An 18,711-nucleotide genomic window follows, 5' to 3' on the forward strand; every position below is an offset into this window, starting at 1 on the left:
GCCGGATGAGACCGGCCCCGGGGCTTTTTGCTGCCTGCCGCGCGGGCAGGTGTCAGGCGAGCGCCAGCTCCGGCTCGGCGGCGAGCTGGGCGATGAGCGCGGCGAACAGTGCCGCGCGCCCGGCGAGCGAGCCGAGGATGATGCGCTCGCGCCGCGAGCAGGTGTCGAAGCAGACCGGGCCCAGCCCGTCCAGCGTCGGCACGCCGAGGGCGGCGCCGAAACTGCCGTCGGACCCGCCGCGGGTGACGACCGCGCCGATCGTCTCGCCCGCGCGCTCCGCCCCGGCGGTGTAGAGCGCGTAGAGCGTGCGGCCCATGCGCGGCGGGAAGGCGGGCCGGGTGACCCCGCCGCTCACCTCGAAGCGCACGCCGGGGTGGGTGCGCTCCGCCTCGGTCACGAGGCCGCGGATGCCGGCTTCCAGCGCTGCCGCTTCCTGCTGGCCGGGGGCGCGCAGGTCGACATGCATTTCCGCCGTCTCCGGCACCACCTGGCGCGCGGCGCCCGAGCGCAGCACGCCCACCGAGGCCGCGGTGCCATCGCTCTTGCCGAGCGCGGTGATGGCGGCGACGAGCCCTGCCATCGGCACCAGCGCGGAGATCCCCTCCTCCGGGTTCACGCCCACATGGGCGGTGCGGCCGGTGGCGCGGATCTCCATCGCGCCCACTGCGCCGCGGCCCATCACCACCTCGCCGCCGGGGCGCGAGGGCTCGAGGACAAGCACCGCGCGGCTGGCCGAGGCCTCGGCCTCGATCACGCTGCGCGAGCCGGGGGAGCCCAGCTCCTCGTCGGGCACCAGCAGCACGGCGATTTCCCCGGGCAGGGGCAGGTCGGTGTCGAGCAGGGCCGAGACCGCGAGCCAGGCCATGCTGAGCCCGCCCTTCATGTCGCCCACGCCGGGGCCGTGGGCGAGGCCGTCGGCGCTCTCCGAGTAGCTCCAGCCGGCGCTGTCGGCCGAGGCCCAGACCGTGTCGAGATGCCCGAGGATCAGGATGCGCCCGCCGCGGCCGCCGGGAATGCGGCGCGAGAGCCGGCGGATGCGGCCGCGCCCCTCCACCGGCAGCGGCGCGTCGGCGAAGCCGAGCGCCTGCCATTCGGCCACGAGATGGTCGCCCACCGTGTCGACCATCTGCGCCTCGTAGCTGCCCGAGGGCAGGTTCACGAGGCGTTGCAGCAGGGCGCGGGCCGCGGGCTCATGCGCGGCGACGGGGCCTTTGAGCGCTGCGTGGATGGCGCTGGCCCGGCCGGCCGCGGCCCGGGCCGCGTCGCGCAGGGCGGCGCTGTCCTGCGCGGTGTCATGGGCAAGGTCGGCCATGCTCAGCGCCCCGCGGCCAGCGCGGGCTCGGCCGCGGCCGTCGGCTCCTCGGCGAGGCCGGCCCAGAGCCGGGCCTTCTCCAGCGCGCCCTCGCGGTCGTAGCTGGCGAAGAGCGCGTTTTCCTGCGCGAAGACCGGGGTTTCGGCGAAGAGCTGGTAGGCCTGGGTGCGCCCGGCATAGGAGGAGCCGGTGAGCTCACGCGCAAGATGCATGGCGCGGATGCGGGTGCGGGCGTCGAAACCGGCGCCGGCGAAGAATTTCTCGATGTCGCCGCGGGTTTCCGCGCCGGTGAGCATCGCCTCGTCCGGCAGCATCACCGGCTGGCCGCCCACCACCTCGCGCAGGATCTGCACCATGTGGTGGTAGCTCTGCGAGCAGAACACCCGGCCGGCGTTCTGGATCGCCTGCTCGGGCATGGTGTAGCCGCCCGGCGAGGGCTGGCAGGAGGCCTCGGAGGCGATGACGAAGGCCTCGATGGCCTGCTTGTGCATCATCAGCTGGGCGATCTTCGAGCGCACCGGCGGGATTTTCACCGTGCCGCTCTGCTCGGCCACCAGCAGGGCCGCGCCCACCAGCAGCTCGGCCTTCGAGAGGCAGCGCACCAGGTAGCCCTGCGCCGCCCAGCGGGAGAACTCGGCCCGCATCATCGCCGCCATCTTCGGCTGGCGCGAGAACAGCACGTCGTCCCAGGGCACGAAGACATGGTCGAACACCATCAGCGTGTCGAGCTCGTCGAACCGGCCGGAGAGCGGGTGGTCGTAGGTGTTGGCATTGCCCGCCCCGTTGGCGGTGAGCGGCATGCGGCAGTGCATGCGCACGCCCGGCGCGTTCAGCGGCACGATGGCGGCCACCGCGTAATCGGCGTTTTCCTCGATCCAGTTGCCCACCGTGGGCTTGACCAGTGCCACATGCGCATAGGGCGCGCCGGTCTCGAACTTGGCGCCGGAGATGACGATGCCGTCCTCCCGCTCCTCGACCACGCGCAGGTAGAGGTCGGGGTCATGCTGCTGGTAGGGCTGCAGCGAGCGGTCGCCCTTCGGGTCGGTGTTGCCCGAGGTCATGAACAGGTTCTCGCGCTGCAGCCGGTCGAGCCAGCGGGCGGCGTTGCGGGCGTAGCGCTCATCGAAGCTGTCGCAGATGTCGGCGCGGTCGCACATCACGAAGAGCGGGGTCACGGTCTCGTCGCCGAACCGGTCCATGGTGGGGGAGACCTCGCCGAGGATGGCCGAGGTCATCTTGCGCCGCAGCATCAGGTCTTCCGGGGTTTCCGGGATCTTGTAGAAGCGCGAGCCGCGGATGCCGTCGGGCCGCTCGAAGGTGAGCAGGTCGGCGAACTCCGGCCTGGTCTGCATGTCGTAGATCTGCGCCACGGCCTCGACCATCGGCGCGAGCGCCGCGTCGGTCGCGACCCGGTCGACCTTGCGGCCGCTCACCCAGACCTGCCGCCCGTCGTCCAGGCTCTCAATGTATTGCTCGCGTGTCATCAGCCCCATGGCAGCACCTCGGATGGAATTCTGGTCCGGCCGGATATTGACCGTGCAGCCATCATTCTGCATTCTGTATGCAGAATTCAAGCGCTTTTGCGCTGCCCCCGAGATTTGATCCCCGCAGGAGCGAAAATGTCCGAAGTTCCCGAAACTTGTCCCGAAGCGCCCGGGCGCGCGCCTGCCGTGCTGCACTTCCGCGAGGCGATGTCGCGCATCGCCGCGGCGGTGCACGTGATCACCTCGGACGGGCCGGCGGGGCGGGTGGGCTTCACCGCCTCGGCGGTGTGCTCGGTGTCCGACACGCCGCCGACGCTGCTGGTGTGCATGAACCGCGCCAGCCGGCAGCACGCGGCGCTGCGGCAGAACGGCGTGCTGTGCGTGAACACGCTGTGCCCGGCGTCGCGGGGGCTGGGCGAGCTGTTCGCCGGCCAGCGCGGCATCGGCCATGCCGAGCGGTTCGACCACGCGGACTGGGCCGCGGGCGTCACCGGCGCGCCGCTGCTCGAGGCGGCGGCGATGAACCTAGAGGGCCGGATCACGGCCACGCAGGAAGTGGGCAGCCACGAGGTGTTCTTCGTCGAGCTGGAGGCGATCCGCCTCGGCGGCCCGCGGGATGCGCTGCTCTATTTCTCACGTCGCTACCACACGCTGGAGGGCGCGCCGGCGGCCTGAACCGGCAAGCGGACGGCACCGGAGGGGTGCCGCCCGCGCGGGGCCGGCCGTGGCCGGTTGGGAAGGGGTCCGGGGGCGCGCATCGTAGCCCCGGAGGGGCTCACTTGTCGTAGTCCCCGGAGGGGCTCACCTGTCACAGCCCCCGGAGGGGCTCGCCTGGCGCGGCCCCCCGGAGGGGCTCACTGGTCGTAGCCGGGGTTGCGCCGGTCGAGCAGGCGCAGCATGGCGGGCCAGCCGCGCAGGCCGGTCTGGTCGGGGTCGAAGGCGGAGCAATACTGGCTGGCGGTGTGCTTCTGCACCTCCACCGGCGGCACGATGATCTCGCCGCCGGAGGCCATCACGTCCATCTGCACCTTGGCGGCCTGCTCGAGGTAGTAGAACAGGTAGAAGGCGCCGGGGATGGTCTTCGCCGCGGTGAGCATGCCGTGGTTGCGCAGCACCAGCGAATGCGAGGTGCCGAGGTCGGCCACCAGGCGCTCCTGCTCGGCGAGGTCGAGCGCGATGCCCTCGTAATCGTGGTAGCGGATCTGCTCGCTGAACTCGAGGGCGAACTGGTTGATCGGCAGCAGCCCTTCCTTGAGGCAGGACACCGCCACGCCGGCGCGGGTGTGGGTGTGGATCACGCAATCCACCTCCGGCCGGGCCTGGTGGATGGCGGAGTGGATCACGAAGCCCGCGGCATTCACCGGCGCCACGTTGCCCACCGGCAGGCCGGTATGGTCGATCTTCACGAGGGAGGAGGCGGTGACCTCCTCGAACATCATGCCGTAGGGGTTGATGAGGAACTCGTGCTGGCTGCCGGGCACGCGCACGGTGGCGTGGCCATACACCGTGTCGGCCATGCCGAAATGCGCCAGCAGGCGGTAGCAGGCGGCGAGGTCGACCCGCGCCTTCCACTCGGTGTCGCAGCTGTAGGCGGCGGGCGGGGGGTCCTTGAGCATGGTGTCTTCGATCTGGTCGGTCATGGCCATGGGGTGTCTCCTTTCAGGGGTGGCGGGGCCCGGGGCTCAGCCCGGGTTGGCCAGGTTTTCGCGCAGGGTGCGGCCAGCGTACTCGCGCCGGAACAGCCCGCGTTTCTGCAGTTCGGGAACGAGCAGGCGTGCCACGTCCTCGAAGGTCTGGGGGTAGACCGTGGGCGGCAGCACGAAGCCGTCGCAGGCGCCGGAGGTGAACCAGTCCTCCATCACGTCCGCGATGCCGGCGGCGGTGCCGGTGAACAGGTCGCGCGGGCGGCGCACGGTCTCGGCGAAGCTTTGCTTGCGGGCCGCCACGGTCTGGGTCATGCGGTCGAGCGTGCCCTGCACGCCCTGGTTGCCCACCTCGGCCAGTGCCTCCTCGCCCGCCGCCTCGGCGCGCAGCTTCGCGTCGAGGTCGATGCCCATGAGCGAGGAGTTGGAGGCGAGCACCAGCTCGGGGGCGACCAGGCTGTCGAGATAGGCGGCGCGGTCACGCGCGATGGCCTCGGTCTCGCCCAGCACGAGGGAGAGCGAGACGAGCACCTTGCAGTCTTCCGGCCGGCGGCCGGCGCGGCCGAGGCGCTCGTGCAGGTCGGCGCGGAAGGCGATGCCGGCCTCGCGCGTGGCGGGGGAGGCGAAGACCAGCTCGGCCCAGCGGGCCGCGAACTCCCGCCCGCGGGGCGAGGAGCCGGCCTGCATCAGCACCGGCCGGCCCTGCGGGCTGCGCGGGATGCCCAGCGGCCCGCGGGTGGAGACATGCGGGCCCGCGTGGTTTGCCGGGTGGATGCGCGCGGGGTCGGCGAAGACGCCGCTCTCGCGGTCCATCACCAGCGCGCCCTCCTCCCAGCTGTCCCAGAGCCGGGTGCAGGCCTCGAGCACGTCGTCGCCGCGGGCATAGCGGGTGGCCTTGTCGGGCATGGCCGCGAGGCCGAAGTTCTGCGCCTCGCAATCCATGGTGGAGGTGACCACGTTCCAGGCCGCGCGCCCGCCGCTCACCAGGTCGAGCGAGCCGAGGCTGCGGGCCAGGTGGTAGGGCTCGTTGAAGGTGGTGGAGAGCGTGGCGCCGAGGCCGAGCCGCGAGGTGGCGGCGGCCATGATCGGCAGGGCGATCATCGGGTCGAGCAGGCTCGCCTGGCCGCCGCGGCCGATGTAGTCGTCGATGCGGCCCTTGTAGAGGTCGGGCAGGCCGAGGTTGTCGGCGAAGAAACCGGCGTCGAAACAGGCGCCCTCCAGCAGCCGGGCGAGGTACTGGTAGCGCTCGGGCGACCAGACGTCGTCCAGCGGCGCCGAGGGGTGCCGCCAGCCGCCGGCGTAGCTGGCGGTGGAGTTGGTGCGCATGTAGGCGACCAGGTGCATCTTGCTCCGCTGGGGCATCGGGGGGAGGTCCTTCCTGTCGGCCAGCGCCCGGAGGGGCGCTTTTTTGTGGCGTCGCCCCGGAGGGGCGCTTCTGCTTGGCGTCGCCCCGGAGGGGCGCTTCTGCTTGGCGTCGCCCCGGAGGGGCGTTTTCGTCGGCATCGCCCCCGCAGGGGCGCACTCGTCTGGCATCGTCCCCGGAGGGGCGCTCTTGCTTGGCATCGCCCCCGGAGGGGCGCCCTTGTTTGGTGTCACCCCCGGAGGGGCGCTTTTGCTTGATGTCACCCCGGAGGGGCGCTCTTGTCTGATCTCGCCCCGGCGGGGCGGGGGTGTCTCATCTCCTGCCCGGGCGGGCACGGGTGTCCGGCCCGCGTCCGGACACGGGGCATCGTTCCGGGCGCTGCGGGGGCGCCCGGTCCGGGATGCAGGGGGCTTCGGGGGGCTTGCCGGGAACCGGCCCCGCGGGCCGGCCCGGGCGATCAGCCGCGGCGCTTCTGCTTCAGGCTGTCATAGGCATGCTCGAGATGGTCGCGCAGCGCGGTCTCGGCGGCATCGGGGTTTCGCGCGCGCAGGGCCTCGGCGATCTCGCGGTGCTGGCGCACGGCGCGGGTGCTGGCCTCGGCGTCGAGCAGCGCCAGCCGGCCGGCGTCGAGGAAGAATTCCTGGTAATGGCCGATCATGGTGAGCAGGCGCGGGTTGCGCGCCGCCTCGCGGATCAGCTCGTGCAGGCGGGCGTTGTTGCGCGAGCGGCCCTCCGTGTCGGCGGCGGGCATCTCCTCGCGCTCGACGATCAGGGCGAAGAGCTCCTCCAGCTCCGCCTCGGTGATGCGCTCGGCCGCGAGGCGCACGGCCACGCATTCCAGCCCCACGCGGATGGCGTGGATGTCGTCGCGCTCGCTCTCGACATCGACCACCTCCACGCCGCCCTTGGAGAGCGGGGTGAGCAGCCCGTCGCCCGCGAGCCGCGACAGCGCCTCGCGCAGCGGCGTGCGGCTCGCGCCCAGCATCTCCGCCAGCTCCACCTCGCGCAGGCGCACCCCGGCGGGGATCTGCCCGGAAATGATGCCCGAGCGCAGGTTCCGGTAGATCTGCTCGGCGAGCGAAACGCCACGCTGTGCCGGCTTCATCGCTGCAGCGGCAATGTCCATGCGGGTTCCCTATCTCCCGAATAAGTCTGTATACAGAATGCACCCTGACAGCGGACTGTCAAGCGTCACGTCCGGACAGGCGGCAGAGGCGGCCTGTGCCGACCGCCCCGGGCGCCCGTGTCAGCGGGCGAGCCAGCCGCCGTCGACGTTGATCACCGCGCCGTTCACGTAGCGCGCGGCGGGGGAGCAGAGGAAGGCGACCGTGCCGCCGATGTCCTCCGGCGCGCCCCAGCGCCCGGCGGGAATGCGCTCGAGGATGGCGCGGGAGCGCTCGGGGTCCTCGCGCAGAGCCTCGGTGTTGGCGGTGGCGATATAGCCCGGCGCGACCGCGTTTACCGTGATGCCGTGCGGCGCCCATTCATTGGCGAGGATCTTGGTGAGCCCGGCCACCCCGTGTTTCGACGCGGTGTAGGAGGGCACGCGGATGCCGCCCTGGAAGGAGAGCAGCGAGGCGATGTTGACCACCGAGCCGCCGCGCCCGCTGGCCAGCAGCTCGCGCCCGAAGGCCTGGGCGGTGAAGAACACCGCCTTGAGGTTCACGTCCATCACCGCGTCCCAGTCTGCCTCGGTGAACTCGGCGCTGTCGGCCCGGCGGATGATGCCGGCGTTGTTCACCAGGCAGTCGAAGCCCGCCCCGGCAAAGACGCCCTGCGCCGCCATCGGGTCGGCGAAATCGAGGGTGATCTCTTCGGCCGTGCCGCCGGCGGCGCGGATGGCCTCCACCGTTTCGGCGCAGGAGCGGCGGCCGGCGCAGACCACTTCCGCCCCTTCGGCGGCGAGAACCCGGGCGATCGCCTGCCCGATGCCCGCATTCGCGCCGGTGACGAGGGCCTTGCGGCCCTTGAGGGAAAACAGGCTGTGCATCAGGCCATCTCCGAGGGTTGTATGAATTCCATGTCCGTGTGGCCCACGTTATCGCCGGCCGGCGCCCGGATGAAGGTGCAAGCGCCGATGCCGGCTCCGGAAATGCATCTCGGCGCCGGCTGCCCTGCCGGCCAGGCAGAACAGCGCGCCGGGCAGGCGGGGTGCCTCTCGATGAAGGCGATGAGGTTTCACGCGCCCGATCGGCGGATCGGCCGGGCGGCGGGGGAGGGCGAGTGCGGGCGGTCTCCGGCAGGCAGCGTTCGACCGGGAGTTCCCGTCATGGACATATCGCGCAGATCCGGTACGGGGCCGGAAAATCATCTCCCGGGAGAAAGCTCGCCCAGGGCAGCGGAAATGCCCGGCGGGATCTCGATGCCCGGATCTGCGTGCGGCCCGCGACGGAAGACGACGTGCTCGTTCCGGCCGTCGCGGAACCGCTCGTCGTCTTCGTCCTGTCGGGTGAGGCACTCGGCATGACCTTCCCGGAGGGCGAAGCGCCATGCGGGAGATCGATCCGCGGCGGAGCGTGCGGCGCATCGAGGTCCTGAAGGCGTCGACCAGGCCTGCCGGTGGCCCGAACGTGATGACGATGGGGGGCCCGCATGATGGTGCGCCAGGACGCGCCGTGGCGCGACACGGGTCGGCAGGTGTTCCGGGCGCGGATAGGGACAAGCCCGGACCCTCCGGACCGTCGAGCCGAGCGGGGACGGACGCGCCTTCCCGGTGGCCGGGAGGCTGCCCTCTGCGCTCGTTTCGCCCCGGCCGGTCGGAGGCCGCGGCCTTCGGCGACCGGCCTTTCCAGGACAGGACGCCGGGTGGCATGTTCCCGCGGGGCACCCGGCGCCGGCAGCCGGGCGGATCGCTTCCCGGGCCTGTCCCGGCAAGGGAAGGGAGTCGCCCCGGTGCGAGGGTTGGCAAGTTCTTGAGAAGACTGGTGCACCCGACAGGATTCGAACCTGTGGCCTCTGCCTTCGGAGGGCAGCGCTCTATCCAGCTGAGCTACGGGTGCATCGGGGGTCGTATAGTCGATGCGGGGGGGCGGTGCAAATGGTTCTTTGTGGCGCTCAGCCGCGCAGCGGGAAACGGCGCAGCAGGTGGAAGGGGCCGTCGCCGGGATCGCCGAACAGGCAGAGCTCGTGCACCGGCTCCGGCGTGCTGCGCTGCGGCGCGGTGAGCGGGCCGAGCAGCGGGGCGAGCGCGTCGCGCAGGGCCGCGGCATCGGCGGTGCCGAGATGGCCCGAGAGCGTGAGGTGGAAGCGGAATTCCTCCATCACGTAAGGGTAGCCCCAGCGCGCGAGCAGTGCCTCGTGCGTGGCGGAGAGGCCGGCCTTGCGGCGGCGGGCGAGCTCGGCCTCGGAGGGCGGTGCGCGGAAGGCGTCGAGCTCGCGCACGCAGGCGGTGGCCAGCGCCTCCAGCTCCGCCGAGGGCGCCGAGGGGCGCAGCGACAGGAAGCCGTGTTCCAGCGATGGGGCGAAGGGCGCGATCTCGAAGGGCGCGGTGCGGGCGGCCAGCGCTTCGAGTGCGGCGATGAGCCCGGCCGCGTCGGTGCCGGGCGCGAGGGCGAAGGGCGGCTTCAGCGTGCCGTGGAAGCCGTAGCGCCGGGGCGTGGCGGTCACCGCCTCTTGGTCGAGCGGCAGGGGGGGCAGGGAGGCCAGCCGCGCGGGCTGCCGGGCCTCGGCGTCCCAGCCCAGCCAGCCGGCGCCGAACCGGGCAAGGGCGCTGCCCGCCGGGGGCGCGTAGTAGATGCCGTAGCGCTTCATCGCGTGTCTCCTGCTGCTCGCCGGGGGATATCGCAGCCCCGGATGACGGTTTCGCGACGGGCTCAGCGCTTTTCGCGGATCTGGGTGAGGGTGCGCGCGGGCGTGATCGCCTCGGGCGAGGTGAGCAGGTGCAGGAGTGCCGGGCCGCCGCTGGCCCGCGCCTCGGCGAGGGCGGGGGCGAAGTCTTCCGTGCGCTCCACCCTTGCGCCGAAGGCGCCGTAGGCCCGGGCAATGGCGGCGAAATCCGGGTTCTGCAGCGTGGTGGCGCTCACCCGGGCGGGGTATTCGCGCTCCTGGTGCATGCGGATGGTGCCGTAGATGCCGTTGTCCACCACGATGAGCAGCAGGGCGGCGCCCTCCTGGCAGGCGGTGCCGAACTCCTGCATGGTCATCTGCAGGCAGCCGTCGCCGGCGAAGGCCACCACCTCGCGCCCGGGCATGCGCAGCTTGCCGGCGATGGCGGCCGGCAGGCCGTAGCCCATCGAGCCGGAGGTGGGCGCGAGCTGGCTGCCCCAGCCGCGGTAGCGGAAGAAGCGATGCGCCCAGGTGGCGTAGTTGCCCGCGCCGTTGGTGATGCAGGCGTCGGGCATCCCGGCGTTGAGATGCGCGATCACGGCGCCCATCTGCACCGCGCCGGGTGTCTCGGGCGGGGTGTCGGACCAGGCGTGCCACTCGGCGTTGGCCTCGGCGGCGGCACCGCTTGCCGGGCGCGACAGGCCGGCCGCGGCGGCGAGGAACTGCCCCGGTGTCGCGTTGATCGCGAGGCGGGGCGCGTAGATGCGGCCCAGCTCCTCCGGCCCGGGGTGGATGTGCACCAGCGCCTGCTCCGGCGCCGGGATGCCGAGCAGCGAGAAGCCCTGCGAGGGGTTTTCCGAGAAACGCGCCCCGAGCAGGATCAGCAGGTCCGCCTCGCGGATGCGCTTCGCGAGGGCCGGGGAGGGGCCGAGGCCGATGTCGCCGGCATAGTTCGGGTGGGTGTTGTCGAGCAGCATCTGCCGGCGGAAGGAACAGGCCACCGGCAGGTCGCAGGCCTCGGCGAAGGCGGCCAGCGCCGCGGCATCCTCCGGCGCCCAGCGCGAACCGCCGGCCACCAGCACCGGGCGCTCGGCCCGGGCGAGCAGCTCCGCGAGCGTCGCGATGTCGGCGGGCGCGGGGGCGGGGGCGGCCACCTCCACCCGCGGCGCGGGGGCGAGGGCGGGGGCCTCGCCGGAGAGCATGTCCTCGGGCAGGGCGATCACCACCGGGCCGGGCCGGCCGCTCATCGCCACGTGGAAGGCGTGGGAGAGCACCTCGGGGATGCGGTCGGCGTGGTCGATCTCCTCCACCCACTTGGCCATGCCACCGAAGAACTGCCGGTAATCGACCTCCTGGAAGGCGTCGCGGCCGCGCATGCGCCGGCCGATCTGGCCGACGAAGAGGATCATCGGTGTCGCGTCCTGCTGGGCCACGTGCACGCCGGAGGCGGCGTTGGTGGCGCCGGGCCCGCGGGTGACGAAGCAGATGCCCGGCCGGCCGGTGAGCTTGCCGTCGGCCTCCGCCATCATCGCGGCACCGCCCTCCTGGCGGGCGAGCACCGGGCGGATGCCGCTGTCCACCAGCGCGTCCAGCACGGCGAGATAGCTCTCGCCCGGAACGCAGAACACCCTGTCGACGCCCTGCGCCTCCAGTCCCTCGACGATGAGCCGGCCGCCGGTTTTCATGATCACCCCCGCTTTCCTTTCGGTGCCGCAGGCATAGCATGTCATCCGGCGGCGGCAACAGGGCGTGCCGGGGGCTCGACCCCGGGCGCGCGCGGGCGTATCGCTGGCGTGATCGTGAGGAGAAGGATTCCCGATGACCGACTACGTTTTCCCCCCCGCGGCCACGCCGGCCCTGCCGGTGGCCCATTCCGACGCGCTCTTCCCGGTGCGGCGCATCTACTGCGTGGGCCGCAACTATGCCGCCCATGCCCGCGAGATGGGCAAGGACCCCGACCGCGAGCCGCCGTTCTTCTTCTCCAAGCCCGGTGACGCGCTGGCCCAGGACGGCGCGACGCTGCCCTACCCGCCGCAGACCGAAAAGCTGCATTTCGAGGCCGAGCTGGTGGTGGCCATCGGCACCGGCGGCGCCGACATCCCCGAGGCGCAGGCGCTGGAGCATGTCTTCGGCTACGCCATCGGCAACGACCTCACCCGCCGCGACATGCAGGCCGTGGCCAAGGACATGGGCCGGCCCTGGGACCTCGCGAAGGGCTTCGACCGCTCGGCGGTCTGCGGCACGGTGCACCCGGTGTCGGCCGTGGGCCACCCGGAGCAGGGGCCGATCCGCCTCATGGTCAACGGCGAGACGAAGCAGGAGGGCGACCTCTCGGAGATGATCTGGAGCATCCCGGAGGTGATCTCGATCCTGTCGCAGAGCGTGGCGCTGGCGCCGGGCGACCTGATCTACACCGGCACCCCGGCGGGTGTCGGCTCCCTCGTGCCGGGAGACACCTGCGTCGTCGAGATCCCGGCGCTGGGCGAGCTCACCACGCTGATCGGCCCGCGCGGCTGACCGGCTGCCGCAGGCGCGCCGGCGGAGAGCGGCCGGTGCGCCGCCCGCTCCGCCGGCACCGGCCGGGCCTTGCCCGGGGCATGTTCGCGCTGCGGTTGCATCGCCCGGAGGGCATGCTTAGGGTCTGCCCTCCATTGTTCCCGCTGCCGGCAATTCCGCGAAAAGGCCTTTCTCCCCCGTGAAACCCGCCCTGCATCCCGCTGTGCTGCTGCTGGCCCTGCTGCCGGCGCTGCCCCTCGCCGGGCAGGAGGCGGCCGCGCCCGTGCCGCTGCAGGCGCCGGTGGGGGCGGGGGGCGAGGCCTACCGCCGCGCCGTCTCGGGTGCGGGGGCGCAGACCGGGGGCAGCTGGTTCGACCCCGACGCCCCGGCCCCCGCCGAGGACGAGCAGGCGGAGGAGCCGGCCCCCGGCCAGGCCGAGGAGCGCTATGCCGAGATGCCCCCCGCCGTGCGCTGGTCGCTGGTGGCGGCGGCGGCGGCAGTCATCCTCGCGGTGCTCGGGCTCACGGTGTTCTACGGCGGCGGCCGCGTGGCCGCCCGGCGTCCGGGGCAGGCGGCGCCCGCGCCCGGTGCTTCTGCCGCGCCTGAGGCGGTCGGGCCCGGCCCTTCCGCCTCGCTGGCGCAGATCCTCGCGCTTGCCGACCGGCGCGAGGCGCTGGCCCGGCTCTTTGCCCTCGCGCTCGGCCATGCCGCGGCGGCGGAGGGCTTGCGCATCGGCCGCGGCCAGACCGCGCGTGACGTGCTGCGCAGCCTGCCCCCCGGGCACGACACCACGCGCGAGCTCGCCACTCTCATGCGCGTGCAGGAGAGCGTGCGCTTCGGCGGGCGCGAGGTGTCGGCCGAGTTGCTGGAGGCTTGTGCCGCGCGCACCCGCCTGATCCTCGGGCCGGCGGCAGAGGGGCGGGCATGAGCGGCCGGCGCATTCCCGGCGGCGACATCGCCCTGCTGCTCGGCGTGATCGTGGCGCTGGTGGCGGCCTGGGCCTGGCTCGCGCGCCCCGAACGGGCGCTGCCGCGCTCGGCCATGGGCTTCGACGGGCTGGCGAGCTGGCTGGAGCAGGGCGGCATCGACGCCCGCACCTTCTCGGGCGGCACCTATCTCGACCCCGACGGCATCGGGCTGCGCATCCTGCCGCTCTACGACACCGATCCGTTCACCACCGCGCCCCCCCCGGCCGACCGGCAGGCCGCCCGCCGCGCGCAGGACCTCGTGGACATGAACAGCTACGTGCTGCAGCGCAAGCTCGCCCTGCCCACGCTGCTCATCCTGCCGAAATGGCGCGGCGAGGTGGCCGAGCGCGGCCGCATGCACCCCGCCTTCGCGAACGACACGGCGGCGGTCTCGGCCCGCTTCGCCGCGGCGCTCGGCATGCCGCTCAGCCTGCGCCGGGCAGAGGCGGGCTTCGTGGGCTTCACGGTGCCCGAGCAGGATTTCGACCTGCAGGTCTACGCGCCGCAGCTCGTGGAGGCGCCGCAATGCGAGCCGCTCATCGGCTCCGCGCGCGGCATGCTGCTGGGCCGCTGCGAGGGCGGGGAGAGCACCTTCCTGCTGCTCTCCGACCCCGACCTGCTCAGCAACACCGGCCTCGCGCTCGGCGACAATGCCGCCTTCGCGCGCTGGTTCTTCGCCGAGGCCGCGGGCGACGGCACGGTGCTGGTCGACTACAGCACCTCGCTCTGGATCAGCGAATGGTCGGGCGAGGAGCTGCGCCACCGCGGCTGGGCCGATCTCGCGCGCTACTTCGCCTGGCCCTTCTCGCTGCTCTGGGCGGCGGCGGGGGTGCTGCTCGCACTCACCCTGTGGCGCGGCGCGGTGCGCGGCGGCCCGCCGCTGCGCCGGGCCCGGCGCTTCGGCCGCGGCACCGGGCTCGCCGCGCAGGCCCGGCTCATGCGCCTCTCGGGCCATGACGGCGACCTGCTGCGCGCCCATGCCGCCGCCCGCATGCAGGCGCTGGCGGCTCAGATCATCGGCCCGCACCGCGGCGCGGGCGACGCGGGCGAACAGGTCCGCGCCCGGGTGGCGCGGCACGATCCCGGGCTCGCCCGGCAGCTGGGCGAGGCCCTGCAGGCCATCACCGCCCTTCCCGGGCGGCCCGCCCCGGCCGAGGCGCTGGCCCGGCTCGGGGCATTCGAGACCATCATCGAGGAGATCAGGCATGAACTTGGAGCAGCTATCCGGCCTCGCTGACGCGATCCGCGGCGAGATCGGCCGGGCCGTGCGCGGCCAGGAGGAGACGGTGGAGCTGATGCTCGTCGCCCTGTTCTCGCGCGGGCACGTGCTGCTCGAGGGCCCGCCGGGCACCGCGAAAACCCTGCTGGCGCGCAGCTTCGCCGCGGCGCTCTCGCTGCGCTTCGGCCGCATCCAGTTCACCCCCGACCTGATGCCGGGCGACGTGCTGGGCGCCAACCTCTTCGACTTCGGCACCAGCAGCTTCCGGCTGGTGAAGGGCCCGGTCTTCACCGACATCCTGCTGGCCGACGAGATCAACCGCGCCCCGCCCAAGACCCAGGCGGCCCTGCTGCAGGCCATGTCCGAGCAGCGCGCCACCATCGACGGCAAGGACCGCGACCTCGGCCGCTGGTTCACCGTGATCGCCACGCAGAATCCCATCGAGCAGCAGGGCACCTACCCGCTGCCCGAGGCCCAGCTCGACCGGTTCCTGTTCAAGCTGCTGGTCGATTTCCCCGACGAGGCGACCGAGTTCGACATCCTGCGCCGCCACGCCGACCAGCCGCTGGGCAACGAGGCACGGGTGGAGGCCATCGCGCCCGTGGCCGGGCCGGAGGAGATCGCCGCCGGCCGCGCCTGTGTCGACGCCATCCGGCTCGACGACAGCATCCTGCGCTACATCCTCGCCATCGCGCGCGCCACGCGCGGCGCGCCGGAGCTGAGCCACGGCGCCTCCACCCGCGCGGCCGACGCCATCGCCGCCGCCACCCGCGCGCTCGCGGCACTCGAGGGGCGGGACTATGCCATCCCCGACGACGTGAAGCGGCTCTGCGGCCCGGCGCTGCGCCACCGCATCGTGCTCGGCCCCTCCGCCGAGATCGAGGGCCGCGGCCCGGACGACGTGCTCGCCAACCTGCTCGACCAGGTCGAGGCGCCGCGGTGAGCGATACCCGCCCCGAAACCGCCGTGCCCCGCAGGCCCCGCGCCGGAGGCTGGCTGATCGCCGCTGCCGCCGTGCTGGCGCTGGGCGTGCTGGCGGCGGTGCTCGGGGCGGATGTGTCGGGCAACGGGGCCTGGGCCTCGGGCCTCGGCGCGCTGCTGGCGGCGGGGCTGCTGCTGGCCGGGCTGCGGCTGCGCGCCGGCCGGCGGCTCTGGCCGCGCTGGCGCCTCGGCCTGCGGCCCGCGCGCCGGCTGCTGCTGCTCGGGGCAGGGGCCTTCGCGGTCTCGGCCGTGGCCCTCGCCGCGAGCCCCGCGGGCGAGGACATCGCCACGCTGGTCTGGGCGGCCACCGGCGCGCTGGCGCTGCTCGACCTCGGCCTGTCGCTGCGCGGCCGCGCCCGGGTGGAGGCGGCCCTGCCGGCGGAGGTCTTCGTGGGCGAAACCGCCCCCCTCACCCTGCGCTACGCGCCCGGCCCCGCCTCCGCCCCCCGCGCGCGGGTGGACTGGCCCGAGGGCCTCGAGGGGCCGGAGGTGATCGAGAGCCGCGCGGAGACCGGCGGCGGCTACCTGGCCGAGGTGCGCCTGCGCGCCCGCGCCCGCGGCATCTGGCGGATCGACGCGCTCTGGCTCACCTGGGCAAGCCGCTTCGGCCTGTTCGAGTTCACCCCGCGCCTTGCCACCGACCTTGCCATCGCCGCGGTGCCGAACATCCGCCCGGTTTCCTCCGGGCGGATCGACGTCACGGTGCGCTCGGCCCTGCACGGGCTGAAGGAGACCTTCGCGCGCGGCGACGGCTCGGAGTTCCACCAGCTGCGCGACTTCACCGCCGGCATGGACATCCGCGACATCGACTGGAAGCGCTCGGCCCGCCACCGCAGCCTGCTGGCCAAGGAAACCCGCGCCGAGCGCAACCACAACGTCATCCTCGCCCTCGACAACGGCTACCAGATGCGCGCCGAGGTGGAGGGCCTGCCCAAGATCGACCACGCGGTGAACGCGGCGCTGGCCGTGGCCTGGGCGGCGGCGCTGGGCGGCGACCGCACCGGCCTCTTCGCCTATGACGCGCAGCCGCGGCTCTTCGTGCCGCCGGCGGCGGGGCGCAGCGGCTTTGCCATGCTGCGCCGGCGCACGGCCGAGCTGAGCTATGCCTCGGTGGAGGCGAACCACACGCTCGCCCTCTCCCGGCTCTCCGCCCGCATCCCGCGGCGCAGCCTGATCGTGGTCTTCTCCGATTTCACCGACCCCACCACCGCCGAGCTGCTGGTGGAGACGCTGGGCACGCTGAGCCGGCGCCACGCGATGATCTTCGTCGCGATCGGCGACCCCGCGGTGGCCCGCGCCGCCGAGGCCCGGCCGGAAAGCCTCGACGATCTCGCCCGCGGCGTGGCGGCGGCGCAGATGCGCGCCGAGCGCCGGGTGGTGCTGGAGCGCCTCGCCCGGCTGGGCATCACCGTGCTCGACGTGGCGCCCGGCCAGCTCACCGCGCGGCTGGTCTCGACCTATCTCGATCTCAAGGCCCGGGAGGTGATATGAGCGCCCCGCAGACCGCCCCCGATACCGCTGCCCTGCGTTCCACCCGCTTCCGGGCCGAGCGCGAGCCGGGCTGGCGGCGGCTGGAGAGCATCCTCGAGCGCGCCGAGCGCCAGGGCATGCGCGCGCTGTCCTTCGAGGAGGCGCGCGACCTCGCCCGGCTCTACCGCGAGGCGGTGAGCGCGCTCTCGGTGGCGCGGGAGATCTCGCTCGACGCGGCGCTGCGCGACTATCTCGAGGCGCTCTGCGCCCGCGCCTGCCTCGCGGTCTACGCGCCGCAGGAGACGCTCTCCGGCCTCGCCGGGCGCTTCCTGCGCGGGGTGCCGCCGGCCATGCGCCGCTCGGCGCCGCATCTCGGCCTCGTCCTCCTCGTCACCTTCCTCGGCGCGCTGGTGGGCTGGCTGCTCTATTTCCAGGACGCGAACTGGTACTACACCCTCGTGCCCTCCGGCGGCGGCGACCCGCGCGGTCCCGACAGCCCGGTGGGCCAGCTGCGCGAGGTGCTGGAGGGCGAACATGACGGCCCGCTCGACGGGCTGGCCGCCTTCGCCTCGTTCCTGTTCTCGCACAATGCGCGCATCGCCATCTTCTGCTTCTCGCTGGGCGCGCTGGCCGGCGTGCCCACGCTGCTGCTCTGCCTCTACAACGGGCTGTCGCTGGGCGCCTTCGTGGCGCTGCACGCCGACCGTGGCCTGGGCGCCGAGGTGGCGGGCTGGCTCTCCATCCACGGGGTGACCGAGATCGGCGCCATCCTGGTGGCGGCCGCCGCCGGGCTGCGGCTGGGCGAGGCGGTGCTCTTCCCCGGGCCCTTCACCCGGGGCGACGCGCTGCGCCGGCAGGGGCGCGACGCGGTGAAGCTCGCGCTGCTCGCGGCGATGATGCTGGTGGTGGCCGCGCTGCTGGAGGGCTTCGGCCGCCAGCTCATCACCGACATGCACACCCGGCTCGCGATCGGCTGGGGCATCGGCGCGCTCTGGGCGGGCTGGTTCCTGCTCGGCGGCCGCGGGGGCCGGGCATGAGCGCCGCCCGGCGTCCGGCGCGCAGGCCGGCCCGGGGCCGCGGCCCGCGGCTGCTGCGCGACTTCGTGCCGCCCGAGGGCGTGCCCATCCGGCTCGAGGTGGCGGGGCTTGGCGCGCGGCTCGCGGCCCAGGTCATCGACATCGTGGTCACGCTGCTGGTGCTGGTGGCGGTGATGCTGATCCTGTTCCTTGGGCTCGAGGCACCGGAATCGCTGCTGCTGGGGGTCGGGGCGGCGCTGTTCTTCTTCATCCGCGCGCCCTACTACATCGTCACCGAGCTGTTCTGGAACGGCCAGACCCTGGGCAAGCGGATGACCGGCATCAGGGTGATCGCCACCGACGGCCGCGGGCTCGACGCCCATGCCGTGGCCGCGCGCAACCTGATGAAGGAAATGGAGATCTTCGCCCCCGGCACCGCGATGCTCGCCGTGCGCGACATGGACGCCATCGGTTATCTCGCGCTGGGCACCTGGATCGCGGTGCTGCTCGCGGTGCCGCTGTTCAACCGCGAGCACCAGCGCATCGGCGACCTGATCGCGGGCACCTGCGTGGTGGTGCAGCCGCCGCTGCGCCTGCTGCCCGACATCGCGGCCGCCGCCACCGTCTCGGCCGCCACGCAGCCCGAGGAGGCGGCGGAGTTCGCCTTCCTGCCGCATCACCTCGGCCATTACGGCGACTATGAGCTGCAGACGCTCGAGCGCCTGCTGCGCGCGCAGACCGCCCGGGGCGAGAAGGCCGCGGCGGCGCGGGCGGCACAGGTGCAGGCCGTGGCCGAGCGCATCCGCAGCCGCATCGAATACGCCGGCCGGGTGGAGCCGGAGCGCGCCGAGGACTTCCTGCGCGCCTTCTACGCCGCCCAGCGCGCCGAACTGGAGCGCGGGCGCCTTTTCGGCCGGGTGCGCGCCGACCGCCATTCCCCGCGCCCCGGGGCGGGAGCGTGAGCCGCGCGGTTGGACCGCGCCGCCACGATGCT

Annotated in this window: 16 protein-coding genes and 1 tRNA gene; 8 read left to right on the top strand and 9 right to left on the bottom strand. The window is 73.4% G+C overall.

Features of this window, described 5'->3' with window-relative positions; translation table 11 throughout:
* Positions 1 to 52 precede the first annotated feature (52 nt).
* Both D3P35_RS02625 and D3P35_RS02630 read right to left on the bottom strand, forming a co-directional pair.
* A complete protein-coding gene (locus D3P35_RS02625; RefSeq protein WP_118132910.1) occupies positions 53 to 1,312 on the bottom strand; it encodes a M20/M25/M40 family metallo-hydrolase in 1,260 nt (419 codons plus the stop codon).
* A 2-nt stretch (positions 1,313 to 1,314) separates the two neighbouring features.
* Positions 1,315 to 2,805: a 4-hydroxyphenylacetate 3-hydroxylase family protein gene (locus D3P35_RS02630; protein ID WP_198670440.1), complete on the bottom strand. Its 1,491-nt coding sequence runs from the start codon at positions 2,803 to 2,805 to the stop codon at positions 1,315 to 1,317.
* A gap of 126 nt (positions 2,806 to 2,931) precedes the next feature.
* Here D3P35_RS02630 and D3P35_RS02635 point away from each other — a divergent pair, with 126 nt between their 5' ends.
* Entirely contained in the window at positions 2,932 to 3,471 is a 540-nt protein-coding gene (locus D3P35_RS02635) for a flavin reductase (protein ID WP_118132912.1), read from the top strand.
* 179 nt (positions 3,472 to 3,650) lie between these two features.
* Here the strand turns inward: D3P35_RS02635 and D3P35_RS02640 are convergent, their stop codons facing one another.
* From D3P35_RS02640 to D3P35_RS02670, 7 genes are all read right to left on the bottom strand, one after another.
* Positions 3,651 to 4,442 (bottom strand): class II aldolase/adducin family protein, encoded by a 792-nt coding sequence (locus tag D3P35_RS02640; protein ID WP_232830344.1) that lies wholly within the window; start codon positions 4,440 to 4,442, stop codon positions 3,651 to 3,653.
* Positions 4,443 to 4,478: 36 nt separating this feature from the next.
* Complete coding sequence (locus D3P35_RS02645) at positions 4,479 to 5,801, bottom strand: NtaA/DmoA family FMN-dependent monooxygenase (RefSeq protein WP_118132913.1); 1,323 nt, start codon at positions 5,799 to 5,801, stop codon at positions 4,479 to 4,481.
* A 458-nt stretch (positions 5,802 to 6,259) separates the two neighbouring features.
* Positions 6,260 to 6,928 carry a GntR family transcriptional regulator gene (locus tag D3P35_RS02650; RefSeq protein WP_118132914.1) on the bottom strand — a complete coding sequence of 223 codons (669 nt, stop codon included), beginning with the start codon at positions 6,926 to 6,928 and terminating at the stop codon, positions 6,260 to 6,262.
* Positions 6,929 to 7,048: 120 nt separating this feature from the next.
* Positions 7,049 to 7,792, bottom strand: coding sequence for a 2-dehydro-3-deoxy-D-gluconate 5-dehydrogenase KduD (kduD, locus tag D3P35_RS02655; RefSeq protein WP_118132915.1), 744 nt, complete (start codon positions 7,790 to 7,792; stop codon positions 7,049 to 7,051).
* A gap of 932 nt (positions 7,793 to 8,724) precedes the next feature.
* Positions 8,725 to 8,801, bottom strand: a tRNA-Arg gene (locus D3P35_RS02660).
* 55 nt (positions 8,802 to 8,856) lie between these two features.
* Complete coding sequence (locus D3P35_RS02665; RefSeq protein ID WP_118132916.1) at positions 8,857 to 9,552, bottom strand: DUF1045 domain-containing protein; 696 nt, start codon at positions 9,550 to 9,552, stop codon at positions 8,857 to 8,859.
* A 62-nt stretch (positions 9,553 to 9,614) separates the two neighbouring features.
* Positions 9,615 to 11,252, bottom strand: coding sequence for a thiamine pyrophosphate-binding protein (locus tag D3P35_RS02670; RefSeq protein WP_118133144.1), 1,638 nt, complete (start codon positions 11,250 to 11,252; stop codon positions 9,615 to 9,617).
* Positions 11,253 to 11,385: 133 nt separating this feature from the next.
* On the opposite strand from D3P35_RS02670, the gene D3P35_RS02675 reads away from it, so the two are divergent.
* The 7 genes from D3P35_RS02675 (at position 11,386) to D3P35_RS02705 (ending at position 18,679) form a co-directional block, all read left to right on the top strand.
* Positions 11,386 to 12,084, top strand: a complete 699-nt coding sequence (locus D3P35_RS02675) for a fumarylacetoacetate hydrolase family protein (RefSeq protein WP_118132917.1) — start codon at positions 11,386 to 11,388, stop codon at positions 12,082 to 12,084.
* A gap of 178 nt (positions 12,085 to 12,262) precedes the next feature.
* The gene (locus D3P35_RS02680) at positions 12,263 to 12,991 is read left to right on the top strand and encodes a DUF4129 domain-containing protein (RefSeq protein WP_157982014.1); all 729 of its coding nucleotides are present in this window, start codon (positions 12,263 to 12,265) and stop codon (positions 12,989 to 12,991) included.
* A complete protein-coding gene (locus tag D3P35_RS02685; protein WP_118132919.1) occupies positions 12,988 to 14,268 on the top strand; it encodes a hypothetical protein in 1,281 nt (426 codons plus the stop codon). Before D3P35_RS02680 ends, D3P35_RS02685 begins: the two co-directional genes overlap by 4 nt.
* Positions 14,237 to 15,193 (top strand): MoxR family ATPase, encoded by a 957-nt coding sequence (locus D3P35_RS02690; RefSeq protein WP_118132920.1) that lies wholly within the window; start codon positions 14,237 to 14,239, stop codon positions 15,191 to 15,193. Before D3P35_RS02685 ends, D3P35_RS02690 begins: the two co-directional genes overlap by 32 nt.
* Positions 15,190 to 16,722, top strand: a complete 1,533-nt coding sequence (locus D3P35_RS02695) for a DUF58 domain-containing protein (RefSeq protein WP_118132921.1) — start codon at positions 15,190 to 15,192, stop codon at positions 16,720 to 16,722. The genes D3P35_RS02690 and D3P35_RS02695 overlap by 4 nt, the downstream gene beginning before the upstream one ends.
* Positions 16,719 to 17,738 (top strand): stage II sporulation protein M, encoded by a 1,020-nt coding sequence (locus D3P35_RS02700; protein WP_118132922.1) that lies wholly within the window; start codon positions 16,719 to 16,721, stop codon positions 17,736 to 17,738. The genes D3P35_RS02695 and D3P35_RS02700 overlap by 4 nt, the downstream gene beginning before the upstream one ends.
* On the top strand, positions 17,735 to 18,679 hold the full coding sequence (locus D3P35_RS02705) for an RDD family protein (protein WP_118132923.1): 945 nt from the start codon (positions 17,735 to 17,737) through the stop codon (positions 18,677 to 18,679). Before D3P35_RS02700 ends, D3P35_RS02705 begins: the two co-directional genes overlap by 4 nt.
* Positions 18,680 to 18,711 lie beyond the last annotated feature (32 nt).

The organism is Oceanicella sp. SM1341 (assembly GCF_003448965.1).
GTDB lineage: Bacteria > Pseudomonadota > Alphaproteobacteria > Rhodobacterales > Rhodobacteraceae > Paroceanicella.